The organism is Methylocystis sp. Sn-Cys, from assembly GCF_016745395.1.
Lineage (GTDB): Bacteria > Pseudomonadota > Alphaproteobacteria > Rhizobiales > Beijerinckiaceae > Methylocystis > Methylocystis iwaonis.
On the sequence record NZ_JAERVJ010000001.1, the window covers coordinates 257719 to 271643 of the forward strand.

The window sequence follows — 13925 nt, forward strand, 5'->3', positions numbered from 1 at the left end:
GATATATCTTTTTCGGATATATCCGCGCTGGAGGCTCATATGGACAAAGCGAAGCTATTCTGGTCCGGCCGTTCACAGGCGGTGCGGCTGCCGAAAGACTATCGGATCGAAGCGGATGAGGTGCGAATCCGCCGGCGCGGCGACGCGATCATTCTCGAGCCAATCCCGAAAGACTGGACTTGGCTCGACACGCTCGCGGGAACGCTCTCCGAGGACTTTCTGGAAGAGGGCCGCGAGCAGCCGCCCATCCAAGAGCGTCCTGACCTCGACAGCGTATTTTGATCCTTGCGCTACCTTCTGGACACCAACGCCGTCATCCACCTCCTGAAGACGGCGGACTCCGCGCTCGCGCGAAGGCTGCGCCAGCACCGGCCGGAAGACGTTTGCATCTCGGCGATCGTCACCCACGAACTCTATTTCGGCGCCTTCAAAAGCGCTCGGGTCGAGGCCAATCTCGCCCGGCTGCAAGCCTTGCAGTTCGAGGTGCTACCCTTCGATCTGGAAGACTCTATCGCCTCGGGGGAGATTCGCGCGAAGTTGCGCGCGGAAGGGACGCCCATCGGCCCATATGATCTCCTCATCGCCGGGCAGGCGCTGGCGCGGGGTCTCACGCTCGTTTCCGCGAATGTAAAAGAGTTCCGCCGCGTTGAAGGGCTGACGGTCGAAGACTGGGCCCACTCGGGCTAATCCGCGCTTCCCGCCCGCGTTCCGCCCTCCCCGGCGTCAGGCGGGAGCTATGCTCCCGTTCTAGCTCTTACACTGTTGCACGAGAGTCACTCCCCACACGGAAACGCGCGCCTGTCGCCTAGGCGGGGCGCTTCGCGCTTGCGATGGCCGAGCGTCTGCGAGACTAATCAAGGTGATCGCTTTCCCGCGCCTAGCTTGGCGGTGCGGGGCTTTTTGTCTTCTGCCGCAATCGAACAAGGGATACTCATGCGACGGCTCGTCCTAGCATCGCTCTGCATTTTTGCCGCTTCCGGCGCCTTCCTCTCGCAAAGCCAGGCGCGAAGCGCCGCTCCCCAGGCCGAAACCGATCCGCTGACCGAACTCTTTGGCGGCGCGCCCGCCGCCGCCCCCGCGCCGACCGGGCCCGATGGTCGTCCGCAGGCCATCGCCATTCCGCGCGAGATCGTCGCGCTCGACGCCAAATATCCCGCCGGCACGGTTATCATCAACACGAGCGAGCGCCGTCTCTATTACGTGCTCGGCAATGGCCAGGCGATCCGTTACGGCGTGGGCGTCGGCCGTCCTGGCTTCGAATGGTCGGGCGTGCGCTACGTTTCCAGCAAGCGCGAATGGCCTGATTGGACGCCGCCGGCCCAGATGCTGCGCCGCCGCCCCGATCTGCCGCGCCACATGGAGGGCGGCCTCAACAATCCGCTCGGCGCGCGCGCCATGTATCTGTCGGGCACGCTCTATCGCATCCACGGCTCCAACGAGCCGGAGACGATCGGTCAGGCCGTGTCCTCGGGCTGTATTCGCATGACCAATGACGACGTCACCGACCTTTATGACCGCGTGAAGGTCGGCACCCGCGTGGTGGTGACGCGATAAGCGACGCGCTTGGGACAATTCTAAAAGCGGCCGGCCTCGGTGCCGGCCGTCAGTTTGTTGGCGAACTCCCAAGGCGGCCTCGTCCTTCGAGACGCGAGCTTCGCTCGCTCCTCGGGATGAGGCCTAAGTGTTTGGTAAGAGACGCAGAAGCCCCTCATGCTGAGGAGGCTGCACGGCAGGCGTCTCGAAGCACGAGGGGCGTCAACACAACATTGTTTGCGGTCTCGCGGCCGGTCTCGACGCCGGCCGTTTGGCGGTACGCCGCCGCGGGTCAAGCGTCGCTACGAGACCGCGCCAGCTCCACATTATGCTGCATGCGCTTCATCATCAGCTTCATGAGATAGAAGCCGAATTGCGGATTTTGCGCCGCAAGCTCCAACAATTCGTCATAGCGCACGCTCAGGAGCGCGACCTCGCTGACGGCGACGGCCGTCGCCGTGCGGCGGTTCTCATCGGTGAAGAGCCCCATCTCCCCGAAAAACGCCCCCGGCTCGAGCGTGACGCCGAGTTCACGCAGCGATATCCGGCCGCGCACGAGGATATATGCCTCCTCGGAGAGATCGCCCTTGCGATACAGCGTGAGGCCATCGGGGAGCGCGAGATGCTTCATGTAGGGGCGCAGCCATTCGTAATCGAATTCGCCCCCGCTCGCGGCGCTCGTCGCCGACCGCATGTCGCGGATGAGCCTTTGCATCTGCCGCAGGCGGAAGATGTTGATCGGCGCCATGAAGGCGTTGAGCGCGAAGAGCGGGTAATAGCCCTTGAGAAAAAAATAGGCGGCGAAAAGCGCATTGGCGAGGATCGCCGCAATGCGCAGCGGGATCATCGTATTCGATACGAAGACGAAGACATTCGCCGCCGCAGCGAGATAGCCGATTGCCTCGACGAGCCAATTTCCTGGAATCATCGCCTGCCCGAAATCGCGCCGTTTTGCAGATCATATCAGAAAGGCCGGCGCGCCTGCGAGCCTCCGCGCCCGCTTCTCGAACTGAAACTGGCGGGAAGCCTTCCACCGCTTTGCGCTTGTGCGGGCAATTTGCTAAAGGGCGCGTCAACTCTTAAACGCGCCAGGCAGGACATGGAAAAGTTCACTACGCTCACCGGGGTCGCCGCGCCGCTGCCGATCATGAACGTCGACACGGATATGATCATCCCCAAGCAGTATCTCAAAACCATCGCGCGGACGGGCCTCGGCAAGGGTCTCTTTTCCGAGATGCGCTATGGCGAGGACGGGTCCGAGAACCCCGATTTCGTGCTGAACCAGCCCGCCTATCGCCAGGCGACGATCCTGATCGCGGGCGATAATTTCGGTTGCGGCTCTTCGCGCGAGCACGCGCCCTGGGCGCTGCTCGACTTCGGCCTGCGTTGCATCATCTCGACGAGCTTCGCCGATATTTTCTACAATAACTGTTTCAAGAACGGCATTCTGCCGATCAAGGTCTCGCAGGCCGAACTCGACAAGCTGTTCGACGACGCGGCGCGCGGCGCCAACGCCACGCTGACCGTCGACCTCGAAGCCCAGGAGATTCGCGGTCCCGACGGCGGCGTCGTGAAATTCGACATCGACCCTTTCCGCAAGCATTGCCTGCTGAACGGCCTCGACGACATCGGGCTGACGCTTCAAAAGGCCGATAAGATCGACGCTTTCGAGAAGGCGGCCGGGCAGTCTCGCCCCTGGGCTTAGATTGGCCCGCAACGGAAGCGCGGCGCAGAACCATCTAGCGGCGCAGCCGCGCCTGAGTTAGGAACGCGGGGGACGACGCCTGACCGGAAGAGCAGGCGCCGCCGGGGGCCGCAATTGCCTCTTCCCAGTTCTCGACGGACGCCCTTGACTAGATTCGCCGGCCTTGCGACGCGCCTGCGCGCCGCCGCCCAGTCTCTGACCGGGCCAATCGGCGCGCTCCAGGCGCGTCTCGGCAAGACGACTCCTTCCCATAAGAAGGACGATCTGGCCGAGGCCGACTGGCGCGGCGAAGACGCTGCTGAAAATTTAGGCGCCTTTCCGGAGGACGCCCGCGTCTGGGCGCAGCCCAAATCCGCCGATCCGAGTGGCGACCCAAGCGCCTTCGCCGCCGGGTCTTATCTCGAAGATCCCGGCTATGACGGACAGGGGCTTCTCTCTGTCCATAATCTCGCCAAGGCCTATAAATCCCGCCGCGTGGTCGAGGATGTGAGCCTTCACGTCGCGCGCGGCGAGGCCGTTGGCCTGCTCGGCCCCAATGGCGCAGGCAAGACGACCGTCTTCTATATGATCACCGGGCTGGTGAAGCCCGATAAGGGCGTGGTGTCGCTCGACGGATATGACGTGACGCCCTTGCCCATGTATCGGCGCGCGCGCCTCGGGATCGGCTATCTACCGCAGGAAACGTCTGTTTTTCGTGGGCTTTCTGTCGAGGACAACATCCTCGCCGTCCTCGAGATCACCCAGCCGGACGAGAAGAAGCGCAAGGACGAGCTCGAAGGCCTGCTCGACGAATTCCGCCTCACCCGCATGCGGCATACGCCGGCGGTTGCGCTCTCCGGCGGCGAACGCCGGCGCTGCGAGATCGCCCGCGCGCTTGCCGGGCATCCGTCATTCATGCTGCTCGACGAGCCCTTTGCCGGCATCGACCCGATCGCCGTCGGCGGCATTCAGGACCTTGTGCGGCACCTCAAGGCGCGCGGCATCGGGGTGCTCATCACCGACCATAGCGTGCGCGAAACGCTGGGCCTGACCGATCGCGCCTACATCATCTACAACGGCCATGTGCTGACCGAAGGGCGACCTGAAGAGATCGTGGCTAATCCCGATGTGCGCCGAATATATCTCGGCGAGGATTTTAGGATGTAGTTTAACCTGCCAAGCTTTCAAAATTTGAGGAGAATTGATTTAATCCTTGCGGTTGCGCAAATAGATTTGGAGGCGCCAGTGGGTAGTCTCGCTTCGGACTTTTCCGGCAGAAATGCCGAGCTTATGGCTCATCTTCATGAAAAGGATCAGGAATTACAGCAGTTAAAAGAGAAATATAACGCGCTTTGCCGGCGCTTTAGAGATAATCTCGCGACGATTTCCATGCTTTTTGCCGCTCAGGCGCGACGAACCGTCCAGCCGGAACTTTGCCGCAAATGCGTTTCCTGTCTGGTCGGTGTCTATGATCTGGAAGATATTGGCGACGAACGGATTTCCATGGCGGCATATCTTCCGACGCTTTCCAAGGTGCTGGTCACGAGCTTCGACAACCGAATCAGGCTGGCAACCTCCGTCGACCCGACCATCACGCTCGATTTCCGGCGCGCCCACTGCATCGGCCTTATCTACGCAGAAGCCGCCTCGAACGCGCTCAAACACGCCTTCCCCGGCCTCAGCTCAGGCGCTGTCTATGCGACGCTGCGCATCGATAGCGCAAAGCTCGCGCTGACGGTCGTCGACAGCGGTTTTGGCTTCGACGTCGAGATCGCGACGCGGCAGAGGTCGGAAGGTTTGAATTTCATGCAGGAGCTGGCGCGCCAGATCGACGGCGACCTCGGCATCAGGTCGTCGCAAGCCGGCACGACCGTCTCGCTCACCTGCCCACTCTAAAGGATTCGAGGGTTAGTGATTAACCTTTAGGCGTTTCGGCTCTGACGGCGCCGTCTATTTGGCCCTGCCGAGCTTTCTGCCCCGTGCTATAAGCAAAAAACAGGCCGCGAAAGTGGCCCGGAGACAAGCGTGCGAGTGGGCGCAGATGGCGATTTCGACCAAGCTGATGATGCGTCAGGGCCAGGCCCTGGTGATGACCCCGCAGCTCTTGCAAGCGATCAAGCTGCTGCAATTTTCCAATCTGGAGCTTTCCGCCTTTTTGCACGACGAGCTCGAGCGCAACCCGCTGCTCGAGGCGCAGGAAGGCGACTACGCCGACGGTCCAGCCGCGGAGCGCGAGGCGAGCCATTCCGACGATTTCCGCGTGGAATCGCAGGGCGAAGCGGATCATTTCGGCGCGGAGCCTCACGAGGGCGATTGGGCCCGCGATTCGCTCGCGGTCGATTCCGCGACGCTTTCCTCCGATCTCGGCGCCGATTTGAGCAACACCTTCGACCCCGAGGGCCCGGCGGTGACAGCCCAGGCGCCGCGTGAGGCGCTGGAGGGCGCGGGCCTGTCCGCGACTTCCTGGAGCGGCTCCGCCGGCGGCGGGGGCGACGATGGCGAGGCGCCCAATCTCGAGGCTTATGTCGCGTCCCGCCCCAGCCTGCACGAGCATCTTGCCGAACAGCTCGCGCTTGTTTGCCCGGAGCCCGGCCGGCGGATGATCGGTCAGGCGATCATCGACGGCATCGACGAGACCGGCTATCTGCGCGAGGCCATCGAGGAGATTGCAGACAGGCTCGGCGCGGGCCTCGCCGAAACCGAGGCGGTGCTCGCGGCGATCCAGAGTTTCGAGCCATCCGGGGTGGGCGCCCGCGATCTCGCCGAATGCCTGGCGATTCAGCTCAAGGAGCGCGATCGCTACGATCCGGCGATGCAGATTTTCGTGGCTAATCTGGCGCTTGTCGCCAAGCGCGATTTCGCTCAGCTCGCCAAGCTCTGCGGCGTCGACGGCGAGGACATCGCCGACATGGCCGCCGAGCTGCGCAGCCTCGACCCCAAGCCCGGTCGCGCCTTTGGCGATTCGCCGATCCAGCCGCTCGTCGCCGACGTCATCGTGCGCGCCGCCCCTGACGGCTCATGGCATGTGGAGCTGAATTCCGACGCGCTGCCGAGAGTGCTCGTCAATCACAGCTATGCGGCGAAGGTCAGCGCCGGGGCGCGCGACGGCGACAAGACCTTCATCTCCACCTGCCTGCAGAACGCCAATTGGCTGACGAAAAGCCTGGAGCAGCGCAGCCGGACCATTTTGAAGGTCGCCTCGGAGATCGTTCGGCTGCAGGACGCTTTTCTCGCCAAAGGCGTGGAACATTTGCGGCCGCTCAATCTGCGCACTATCGCCGATGCGATCGGCATGCACGAGTCGACCGTCTCCCGCGTCACCTCGAACAAATATATGATGACGCCGCGCGGCATCTTCGAGCTCAAATATTTCTTCTCGGCCTCCATCGCGACAACGAGCGGCGCGGAGGCCCATTCAGCCGAATCCGTGCGATTCCGCATCAAGCAGATGATCGACAGGGAGACCGCCGACGACGTGCTCTCCGACGACGCCATCGTCGCCAAGCTGAAGGCGATCGACATCGACATCGCCCGGCGCACCGTCGCCAAATATCGCGATAGCCTGCGCATTCCTTCTTCGGTCGACCGCCGCCGGGCGAAAATGGCGATGGCGCGCGAGCAAGTTCATTGAATTGTGAATAGGGCGGGCGCCGCCGCCTCATTTTGCGGCGCCCATTGACTTCGCAGCCCCAGGCTTCTAACGCTGCCCGAAATTCCGCAGCGTTCCGCGGGAAAACCGTCTGAACCGCGAGCCCGTCGGGGCGCGTTCGGGTCTCGGAAGCGTATAGAAGAAAATCCGTAATTGGCGGTTAGCGACGGCGAGGCGTCTCGGCCTCGATCACGATTGGCCGCGTTTCGGAAAGGCAAAACGGCATGTCCCTGAGAGTTTCAGGCAAGAACATCAACATCGGCGAATCGTTGCGCGTCCATATCACGCAGCGCCTCGAGCAGACCACGTCGAAATATTTCGACGGCGGCGTCAGCGGCCATGTCACGATCGCGCCTGAAGGCTCCGGCTATCGCGCCGACTGCGCGCTGCATTTGACCTCGGGCATCGTGCTCCAGACCGACGGGCGCGGGCACGAGCCCTACGCCACATTCGATCAGGCGGCCGACCGGCTGGAAAAGCGCTTGCGCCGCTACAAGGAGCGGCTGAAGGGTCATGGCCAGGTCCATGAGTCGCCGGAGGTTGTGCCTTATCACGTGCTCGAGGCGCCCGATCAGGAAGCCGAGGCGCCCGTCGAATTCAGCGCCGCCGTGGTTGCCGAGAGCACAACCAAATTGCGTCGCCTGTCGGTGTCGGCCGCGGTTCTCGACCTCGACCTGTCGGGCGCGCCAGTCATGGTCTTCCGCCATGCAAATACTGGCCGCGTGAATATTGTCTATCGGCGCGCCGACAACAATATCGGATGGATCGATACCCCCGGCGGCGCATAGTCGAGCATAGAAAGCGCGTTCCGAGGTAAAGAGAAACGCCGCCGCGAGGACAGAGAAGACATAATCGTGGCTTTCCCGGCATGTATCTTGCGATTCCTTCCCGGCGCTGTCGCCAGGTGAAGGCGGTTCTCCAACGCTTGAACGGATAGGGCGTCGCATGCGGCTCACGGATCTTGTCACGCCGGAAGCAGTCATCGCCAATCTGAGGGCGACGACGAAAAAGCAACTGCTTCAGGAACTGAGCGAGCGGGCGGCGAAGCTCTCCGGACTGTCGGCGCGTGAAATCTTCGACGCGCTGCTGCATCGCGAGCGTCTCGGCTCAACGGGCATCGGCGAGGGCATTGCCATACCGCATGGCAAGCTCGCGAAGGTAAAGTCGATTTTTGGGATTTTCGCCAGGTTGGAGCGACCGGTGGAGTTCGAGGCGCTCGATGGCTCCCCGGTCGATCTGGTGTTTCTCCTGATCGCGCCAGAAACCTCCGGGGCCGATCACCTCAAAGCCCTTGCCTGCGCGGCGCGGATGCTTCGCGACCCTGGCCTAGTCGCAACCATCCGCGCCACGCGAGACCATGACGCGCTTTACTCTTTAATCTCGCAGCGTTCCAAGCCCTACGCTGCGTAACGCTTTTGCTGCGGGCGTCTTAGATAGACGCCCCCCGCTGCTGCTTCGGCTGTCCGCCGCCGTGCGAGGCGTGACCGCCCTTACGGCCAGCTTCCGACGCGAGCGTATGATCGCGCGAGAAACTGCGCTTCGACGGATTGACGCTCTGCCCGCCCTTGCGGCCAGCGCGCGCCGCCAGTTCCGGATTCTGAGAGAAGCTGCGCTTGTCGTCCGGGACGCTCTGGCCGCCCTTACGCGCAATCGCCCGCTGCTTCTCAGGATCCATCGACGCAAAACCTCGATTGGATTTTTTCACTTGCACTTCCTGCATGGTCGCCTCTCTTGCCCCCAGCGCCACGCGTATAACTTGCCTAATCGGCCAAGGTTTCTGCAATCGTGGAATATACGTAGCTAAGCTTGCGACGTAGCGAAAAAGCCCTTGGTAATTGTACTTAAATCCATTTTTACAGCGATTTTGACCTATCGATCAGCCAGATTTCCGTTGCGACCTACGGTTGAAGAAGAGAGCCTGACTTATCACCGCCTTAAGGCTCTCGACGCTGAACGGCTTGGCGACCAAAAAGGCAGGCTCCGGCGGCGCGCCGGTCAGAAATCGCTCCGGATAGGCAGTCACGAAGATCACCGGAGTCGAAAGCGACCCCAAAATTTCGTTCACCGCATCCAGGCCGGAGCTGCCGTCGGCAAGTTGAATGTCGGCGAGGATCAAGCCGGGCTTGCCGATCTCGGTGGTTGCGATCGCCTCCCGGTGGGTGCGCGCGATTCCAACGACGTTATGCCCCAGTTCCTCCACAATGCTGCGCAGATCATGCGCGATCAGCGGCTCATCCTCGATGATGAGGACGTCCGTTGCGATCTGGTCGGCAATTTCGGCGTTCGCCGCGTTGATAAGCTCCGCGGCCTCCCGTTCGGGGACGTCAAGCGTTTCGCCGACCTGTTCGAGATCGAAGCCTTCCAGGGCGTTCAACAGGAAGGCGATGCGCGGTCTGAGCGAAATCGCGTCGAGGTTGTGGCGCGCGCCCGCGTCGTCGAGGGCATCGCCCGCCCCGGAATGAACAGCGACCGGCGCGGCGGACCAGATGTCGAGGAAAAGCTTGTAGAGGGAGACCCTCAGATCCTGGCTGTCATGAAGGCGTCGCGGCTCCGCGACAACAGCCTCGAGCGTTGCGAGAACATAAGCGTCGCCGCCTTCTCGATCCCCCACCAGGGCCCGGGCAAAGCGGCGCATATAGGGAAGGTGAGCGGAAATCTCTTGTGAAACAGACATGTTACGCCACTCCGGAGGCGGCTGCTGAACGGAAAGGAAGCGAAAGCATGAGACCTGCGTCAAAACAATCCGCACAATTTAAGGAACCAATCCGTGAGCGCGGCGTTTTGCTCTCCGTGCAACGCACTATACCGCGCGACGAAATCGGTCCGCCACAGAAAATCATGACTTTGCCGATCGGGGGCTCCATGGCGAAAAACAATCCGGAGAATGTTGTTGCGCGTGTGCAATATGGGCAGGACCAGCCGCGCGCCGAGACGCGACATTCACCGGGAGCGCTTCAGCCAGGCATGGCGGTTTTTGCAGGGGGCCTCCAGGCGGACGACGGCCCCCGGCGCGGGAGCGAGACCAGCGTAAGGAAAAACGGCGTAACTCTTTGTTCCGCCAAAATAACAAGAAGCCCACATCATGTCGATTTTGGGGACGCCCTCGGCAAAGAGCTTCGAAATCTCTATGACGATCTGGTCGCCCAGCCTGTTCCGGAACGATTTCTGAATCTCCTGAACCAGCTAGAAAAGAATGTGGTATCGTCGGGCCTGTCGAGCAGCGCGCCCGGGGAGAGAGAGTGAGCGCCGAAGGACAAGGATCCAGCGACGGACAAAGTCTCAAGAATGACCTGATCGCAGCGATCCCCAGCCTGCGCGCCTTTGCTATTTCGATTTCGGGCAGCTCCGACCGAGCCGACGATCTCGTGCAGGAGACCCTCGTCAAAGCATGGGGGAGCCTCGACTCCTTCGCCGAGGGCACGAATCTCACTGCCTGGCTTTTCACGATTCTGCGCAACATCTACTACAGCGAGCATCGTCGGCGCCGCCGCGAGACGTCAGACCCCGACGGGGAGATGGCCGCGCGCTTGGTCACGCCGGAATCGCAAAATGCGCATATGGACTTCCTGGATTTTCGCGAGGCGCTGCAGAAGCTGCCGCTCGATCAACGCGAGGCGCTGATCCTCGTCGCGGCCCAGGGCATGTCCTATGAGGAAGCCGCCGAAATCTGCGGCTGCGCCCCTGGCACCATGAAAAGCCGGGTCAATCGCGCCCGCAACCGCTTAGCCGATCTTATGTCGCTCCCCAATTCCGGGCGCGAGGTCGCCGAACCGCGCGCCGCCGCGCTGACGCCAGCCGGCCGAGATTGAACCGCCGCGCGAAATGCCGCATAGGGAGCGTTCTACCGCGCCCCGCGCGCGGTCACGACCAGCTTCTCGAGCGAGACCGATGACTGAAGACAACCGCATTGAACGCGATTCCTTTGGCGATATCGCCGTGCCGTCCTGGGCCCTGTGGGGCGCGCAGACGCAGCGTTCGCGGGAGAATTTTCCCATCGGCGGCCAGCGCATGCCGATCGAGGTCGTCCATGCGCTCGCGCGCGTGAAGCTCGCCGCTGCGCAGGTCAACGCCGCCAAGGGGCTCATCAAGCCGGAAATCGCCAAGGCGATCACCGAGGCCGCGCAGGAGGTCATCGACGGCAAATTCGACGACCACTTCCCGCTGGTCGTCTGGCAGACGGGCTCCGGCACGCAATCGAATATGAACGTCAATGAGGTGATCGCGAACCGGGCGAATGAGCAGCTCGGCGCGCCGCGCGGCTCCAAGGCGCCCGTGCATCCCAACGATCACGTCAATTGCGGCCAGTCCTCGAACGACAGCTTCCCGACTGCCATTCACGTCGCCGCCGCGCTTGCGATCAGCGGCAAGCTGCTGCCCGCGGTCGAGCGCCTTCATGCGGCGCTTGAGCGCAAATCTTCGCAATTCGCTCATCTCGTGAAAATCGGCCGCACCCATCTGCAGGACGCGACGCCCGTCACGCTCGGCCAGGAATTTTCGGGCTACGCCGCCCAGGCGAAATATGGCGCAGCGCGCATCCGCGCCACGCTCCCCGATCTTCTCGCCCTCGCTCAGGGCGGCACGGCGGTCGGCACTGGCGTCAATACGGCCAAGGGCTTCGCCGAGGAAGTGGCGGCGCATATCGCGAGCCAAACCGGCCTGCCCTTCGTGACCGCGCCCAATAAATTCGAGGCGCTCGCCGCGCATGACGCCGAGGCTTTCGCCCATGGCGCGATCAATGCGCTGGCCACGGGCCTCTACAAGATCGCCTGCGACATCCGCCTGATGGGCGCGGGCCCGCGCGCCGGTCTCGCGGAGCTGAAGCTCCCTGAGAACGAGCCGGGCTCGTCGATCATGCCGGGCAAGGTCAATCCGACGCAGGTCGAGGCCATCACCATGGTCTGCGCCCGCGTGTTCGGCAACCATCAGACGATCACCTTCGCCGCCTCGCAGGGCCATCTCGAACTCAATGTGATGAAGCCCGTCATCGCCTTCGCGCTGCTCGAATCCGTCGACCTGATGGCCTCCGGCATCGACAGCTTCATCACCCGCTGCCTCGAGGGCGTCGAGGCGGACGAAGCCAATATCAAACGCTTCGTCGATCACTCGCTGATGCTGGTCACCGCGCTTGCGCCGAAGATCGGCTATGACGCGGCCTCCAAGATCGCCCGCGCCGCCCATAAGAACGGCACGAGCCTGAAGGAAGAGGCGCTGGCCTCCGGCAAGGTGACCGAGGCCGAGTTCGACGAGATCGTGCGGCCGGAAAAGATGCTGGCGCCCAACGACTGATCCGGATTCAGCCCAACTTCCCGGGCGATAACCCTCATTGCGCGCGAAGCGAAGCAATCCAGAACCGCGACGTGGCTCTGGATTGCTTCGTCGCTTCGCTCCTCGCAATGACGGGAGCGCTGTTCGAGCGGGTGTTCGGCGGGAGGAAGCGCTGGGGACAATTTCCTCCCGCCGATTCGGAAGCCCCCTGGCGTCAGCCCCTGCTTCCGACGCCCGTTTTTTTAAGAACGGACGATGCATTCTTGAACGAATCCCGCCCGGGACGACGTGCGTTGACGCACCAGTCAAATTGCCGCCATAAATCTCGGACGCTTTTGCTTCGGCCTCCCGTGGGATCGTTCCTCTTTCGTCGGCGCTTTCAAATGCGATTTTCCATAAGGTTCATGCGCGCTCCGGCCGCTCTTCTGGCGCTCGGCCTCGCCGCCTGCGCGGGACGGCAGGAAGGCGTTCTTCTGCCCACCCACCAGCGCGCGCCGGGCACGAGCGTCGTAAATATGCTGGTGGCGACGACCCGCGCGCCCGACCTTAAAGACCCTGGCGAGATGTTCTCCGGCGAGCGCGGCGCCGGGCTTTCTTTTGCGGCGATGACCGTCTCGATCCCGCCCGACGCCTATCGGACGGTCGGCGAGGTGCAATGGCCCGAGAGCGCGCCGCCCGATCCGATGCGCGCCTTCACGACCGTCGACGCCGAAACCCTCAGCCTACCGGGGGCGATCACGGAACTGAACAAGCGGCTCGCCGAGACGCCAAAGCGGCAGGTCCTGCTCTTCGTCCATGGCTACAACACGCGCTTCGCCGACGCGGTCTATCGCTTCGCCCAGATCGTGCACGATTCCGATGCGCCGGTCGCGCCGGTGCTCTTCACCTGGCCGTCGCGCGGCAAGCTGCTGCAATATGGCTATGATCATGAGAGCGCTAACTATTCCCGCGACGCGCTCGAAAACGTCCTGCAGGCGCTCGCGCGCGACCCCAATGTCGGGGAAATTTCGATCCTCGCTCATTCCATGGGCAATTGGGTGACGCTCGAAGCGCTGCGTCAGATGGCGATCCGCAATCGCGGCCTGCCGGACAAGATCAAAAATGTCATGCTCGCCTCGCCGGACGTCGATTTCGACGTCTTCAAGCGCCAGATTGCGACGATGGACGCCAGGCCGTCGATCTTCACGATTTTCGTCTCGCGTGACGACGAGGCGCTGGCGGTGTCGCGTCGCGTGTGGGGCGACAAGCCGCGAGTCGGCGCCGTCAATCCCAACGCCGAACCCTATCGCGACGTCTTCGCGCACGACCGCCTGCTGGTGGTCGATTTGACCGATGTCGCCTCGGGCGGCGAGGACAAGCTCGGCCATTCGAAATTCGCCGAGGCGCCCGGCGTGGTCCGCGCCATCGGCGCGCGGCTCGCCACCGGCCAGTCGCTGAGCGAAGGAGGCGCCGGGGTCGGCGACAAGCTCGGCATGGTCGCCGCCGGCGCGGCCTCGACGGTGGGCGTCGCGGCCGGGGCCGCCGTGGCGGCGCCCTTCGCCATCGTCGATCCGCGCACGCGAGAGAATTTCGCCGACCGGCTGCAGGCCGTGGGCGAACAGGCCGGCGAAACGCTGCAGAGCGGCGCGAACGTGGCGCAGCCTTAGGGCGCGCTGTCCATGCATTCATCGGCTTGAATGGCGCGCGTCGGGGTTCGTCATTCCCGGCGGGCTGAAAGCCCGACCAGGAATCCAGAGCCACAAAAGCGCTGGTTTTGCTCTGGATTCCCGATCGCCCGCTTTGCGGGCGTCGGGA

The 13925-nt window shown here is 63.0% G+C and carries 16 protein-coding genes; 13 read left to right on the forward strand and 3 right to left on the reverse strand.

Annotated elements, in window-relative coordinates; genetic code table 11:
- Window positions 1-39: 39 nt before the first annotated feature.
- The 3 genes from JJT62_RS01180 to JJT62_RS01190 all read left to right on the forward strand — a co-directional run bounded on the left by JJT62_RS01180 (window position 40) and on the right by JJT62_RS01190 (window position 1554).
- Entirely contained in the window at window positions 40-282 is a 243-nt protein-coding gene (locus JJT62_RS01180) for an antitoxin (protein WP_202070857.1), read from the forward strand.
- A gap of 3 nt (window positions 283-285) precedes the next feature.
- Entirely contained in the window at window positions 286-687 is a 402-nt protein-coding gene (locus JJT62_RS01185) for a type II toxin-antitoxin system VapC family toxin (RefSeq protein ID WP_202070858.1), read from the forward strand.
- A 246-nt stretch (window positions 688-933) separates the two neighbouring features.
- Window positions 934-1554 carry a L,D-transpeptidase gene (locus tag JJT62_RS01190; protein ID WP_202070859.1) on the forward strand — a complete coding sequence of 207 codons (621 nt, stop codon included), beginning with the start codon at window positions 934-936 and terminating at the stop codon, window positions 1552-1554.
- 271 nt (window positions 1555-1825) lie between these two features.
- Here JJT62_RS01190 and JJT62_RS01195 read toward each other — a convergent pair whose 3' ends face one another.
- On the reverse strand, window positions 1826-2461 hold the full coding sequence (locus JJT62_RS01195) for a Crp/Fnr family transcriptional regulator (RefSeq protein WP_202070860.1): 636 nt from the start codon (window positions 2459-2461) through the stop codon (window positions 1826-1828).
- A gap of 171 nt (window positions 2462-2632) precedes the next feature.
- Here JJT62_RS01195 and leuD point away from each other — a divergent pair, with 171 nt between their 5' ends.
- The 6 genes from leuD (at window position 2633) to ptsN (ending at window position 8276) form a co-directional block, all read left to right on the forward strand.
- Window positions 2633-3238: a 3-isopropylmalate dehydratase small subunit gene (leuD, locus tag JJT62_RS01200; RefSeq protein ID WP_202070861.1), complete on the forward strand. Its 606-nt coding sequence runs from the start codon at window positions 2633-2635 to the stop codon at window positions 3236-3238.
- Window positions 3239-3382: 144 nt separating this feature from the next.
- On the forward strand, window positions 3383-4384 hold the full coding sequence (lptB, locus tag JJT62_RS01205; RefSeq protein ID WP_202070862.1) for an LPS export ABC transporter ATP-binding protein: 1002 nt from the start codon (window positions 3383-3385) through the stop codon (window positions 4382-4384).
- A gap of 123 nt (window positions 4385-4507) precedes the next feature.
- Entirely contained in the window at window positions 4508-5113 is a 606-nt protein-coding gene (locus JJT62_RS01210) for a sensor histidine kinase (protein ID WP_202070863.1), read from the forward strand.
- Between the two features lie 145 nt (window positions 5114-5258).
- Window positions 5259-6848, forward strand: a complete 1590-nt coding sequence (gene rpoN, locus JJT62_RS01215) for an RNA polymerase factor sigma-54 (RefSeq protein ID WP_202070864.1) — start codon at window positions 5259-5261, stop codon at window positions 6846-6848.
- A gap of 242 nt (window positions 6849-7090) precedes the next feature.
- Complete coding sequence (gene hpf, locus JJT62_RS01220; protein ID WP_202070865.1) at window positions 7091-7654, forward strand: ribosome hibernation-promoting factor, HPF/YfiA family; 564 nt, start codon at window positions 7091-7093, stop codon at window positions 7652-7654.
- Window positions 7655-7811: 157 nt separating this feature from the next.
- Window positions 7812-8276, forward strand: coding sequence for a PTS IIA-like nitrogen regulatory protein PtsN (ptsN, locus tag JJT62_RS01225; protein ID WP_202070866.1), 465 nt, complete (start codon window positions 7812-7814; stop codon window positions 8274-8276).
- 19 nt (window positions 8277-8295) lie between these two features.
- On the opposite strand, the gene JJT62_RS01230 is transcribed toward ptsN, so the two are convergent.
- Window positions 8296-8586, reverse strand: a complete 291-nt coding sequence (locus JJT62_RS01230; protein ID WP_202070867.1) for a general stress protein — start codon at window positions 8584-8586, stop codon at window positions 8296-8298.
- 156 nt (window positions 8587-8742) lie between these two features.
- The gene (locus tag JJT62_RS01235) at window positions 8743-9540 is read right to left on the reverse strand and encodes a response regulator (protein WP_202070868.1); all 798 of its coding nucleotides are present in this window, start codon (window positions 9538-9540) and stop codon (window positions 8743-8745) included.
- A 47-nt stretch (window positions 9541-9587) separates the two neighbouring features.
- On the opposite strand from JJT62_RS01235, the gene JJT62_RS01240 reads away from it, so the two are divergent.
- The 4 genes from JJT62_RS01240 to JJT62_RS01255 all read left to right on the forward strand — a co-directional run bounded on the left by JJT62_RS01240 (window position 9588) and on the right by JJT62_RS01255 (window position 13777).
- Entirely contained in the window at window positions 9588-10109 is a 522-nt protein-coding gene (locus tag JJT62_RS01240; RefSeq protein WP_202070869.1) for a NepR family anti-sigma factor, read from the forward strand.
- The gene (locus JJT62_RS01245; RefSeq protein ID WP_202070870.1) at window positions 10106-10675 is read left to right on the forward strand and encodes a sigma-70 family RNA polymerase sigma factor; all 570 of its coding nucleotides are present in this window, start codon (window positions 10106-10108) and stop codon (window positions 10673-10675) included. Before JJT62_RS01240 ends, JJT62_RS01245 begins: the two co-directional genes overlap by 4 nt.
- 79 nt (window positions 10676-10754) lie before the next feature.
- On the forward strand, window positions 10755-12152 hold the full coding sequence (gene fumC, locus JJT62_RS01250; protein WP_202070871.1) for a class II fumarate hydratase: 1398 nt from the start codon (window positions 10755-10757) through the stop codon (window positions 12150-12152).
- 362 nt (window positions 12153-12514) lie between these two features.
- Window positions 12515-13777, forward strand: a complete 1263-nt coding sequence (locus tag JJT62_RS01255) for an alpha/beta hydrolase (protein WP_246744641.1) — start codon at window positions 12515-12517, stop codon at window positions 13775-13777.
- The last annotated feature ends 148 nt before the right edge of the window (window positions 13778-13925 follow it).

What these genes read in the sequence shown, in the direction of transcription:
- JJT62_RS01180 (WP_202070857.1), top strand. Translation starts at nt 40, where the DNA reads ATGGACAAAGCGAAGCTATTCTGGTCCGGCCGTTCACAGGCGGTGCGG.
- JJT62_RS01190 (WP_202070859.1), top strand. Translation starts at nt 934, where the DNA reads ATGCGACGGCTCGTCCTAGCATCGCTCTGCATTTTTGCCGCTTCCGGC.
- JJT62_RS01195 (WP_202070860.1), bottom strand. Translation starts at nt 2,461, where the DNA reads ATGATTCCAGGAAATTGGCTCGTCGAGGCAATCGGCTATCTCGCTGCG.
- leuD (WP_202070861.1), top strand. Translation starts at nt 2,633, where the DNA reads ATGGAAAAGTTCACTACGCTCACCGGGGTCGCCGCGCCGCTGCCGATC.
- JJT62_RS01210 (WP_202070863.1), top strand. Translation starts at nt 4,508, where the DNA reads ATGGCTCATCTTCATGAAAAGGATCAGGAATTACAGCAGTTAAAAGAG.
- rpoN (WP_202070864.1), top strand. Translation starts at nt 5,259, where the DNA reads ATGGCGATTTCGACCAAGCTGATGATGCGTCAGGGCCAGGCCCTGGTG.
- hpf (WP_202070865.1), top strand. Translation starts at nt 7,091, where the DNA reads ATGTCCCTGAGAGTTTCAGGCAAGAACATCAACATCGGCGAATCGTTG.
- ptsN (WP_202070866.1), top strand. Translation starts at nt 7,812, where the DNA reads ATGCGGCTCACGGATCTTGTCACGCCGGAAGCAGTCATCGCCAATCTG.
- JJT62_RS01230 (WP_202070867.1), bottom strand. Translation starts at nt 8,586, where the DNA reads ATGCAGGAAGTGCAAGTGAAAAAATCCAATCGAGGTTTTGCGTCGATG.
- JJT62_RS01235 (WP_202070868.1), bottom strand. Translation starts at nt 9,540, where the DNA reads ATGTCTGTTTCACAAGAGATTTCCGCTCACCTTCCCTATATGCGCCGC.
- JJT62_RS01240 (WP_202070869.1), top strand. Translation starts at nt 9,588, where the DNA reads ATGAGACCTGCGTCAAAACAATCCGCACAATTTAAGGAACCAATCCGT.
- fumC (WP_202070871.1), top strand. Translation starts at nt 10,755, where the DNA reads ATGACTGAAGACAACCGCATTGAACGCGATTCCTTTGGCGATATCGCC.
- JJT62_RS01255 (WP_246744641.1), top strand. Translation starts at nt 12,515, where the DNA reads ATGCGATTTTCCATAAGGTTCATGCGCGCTCCGGCCGCTCTTCTGGCG.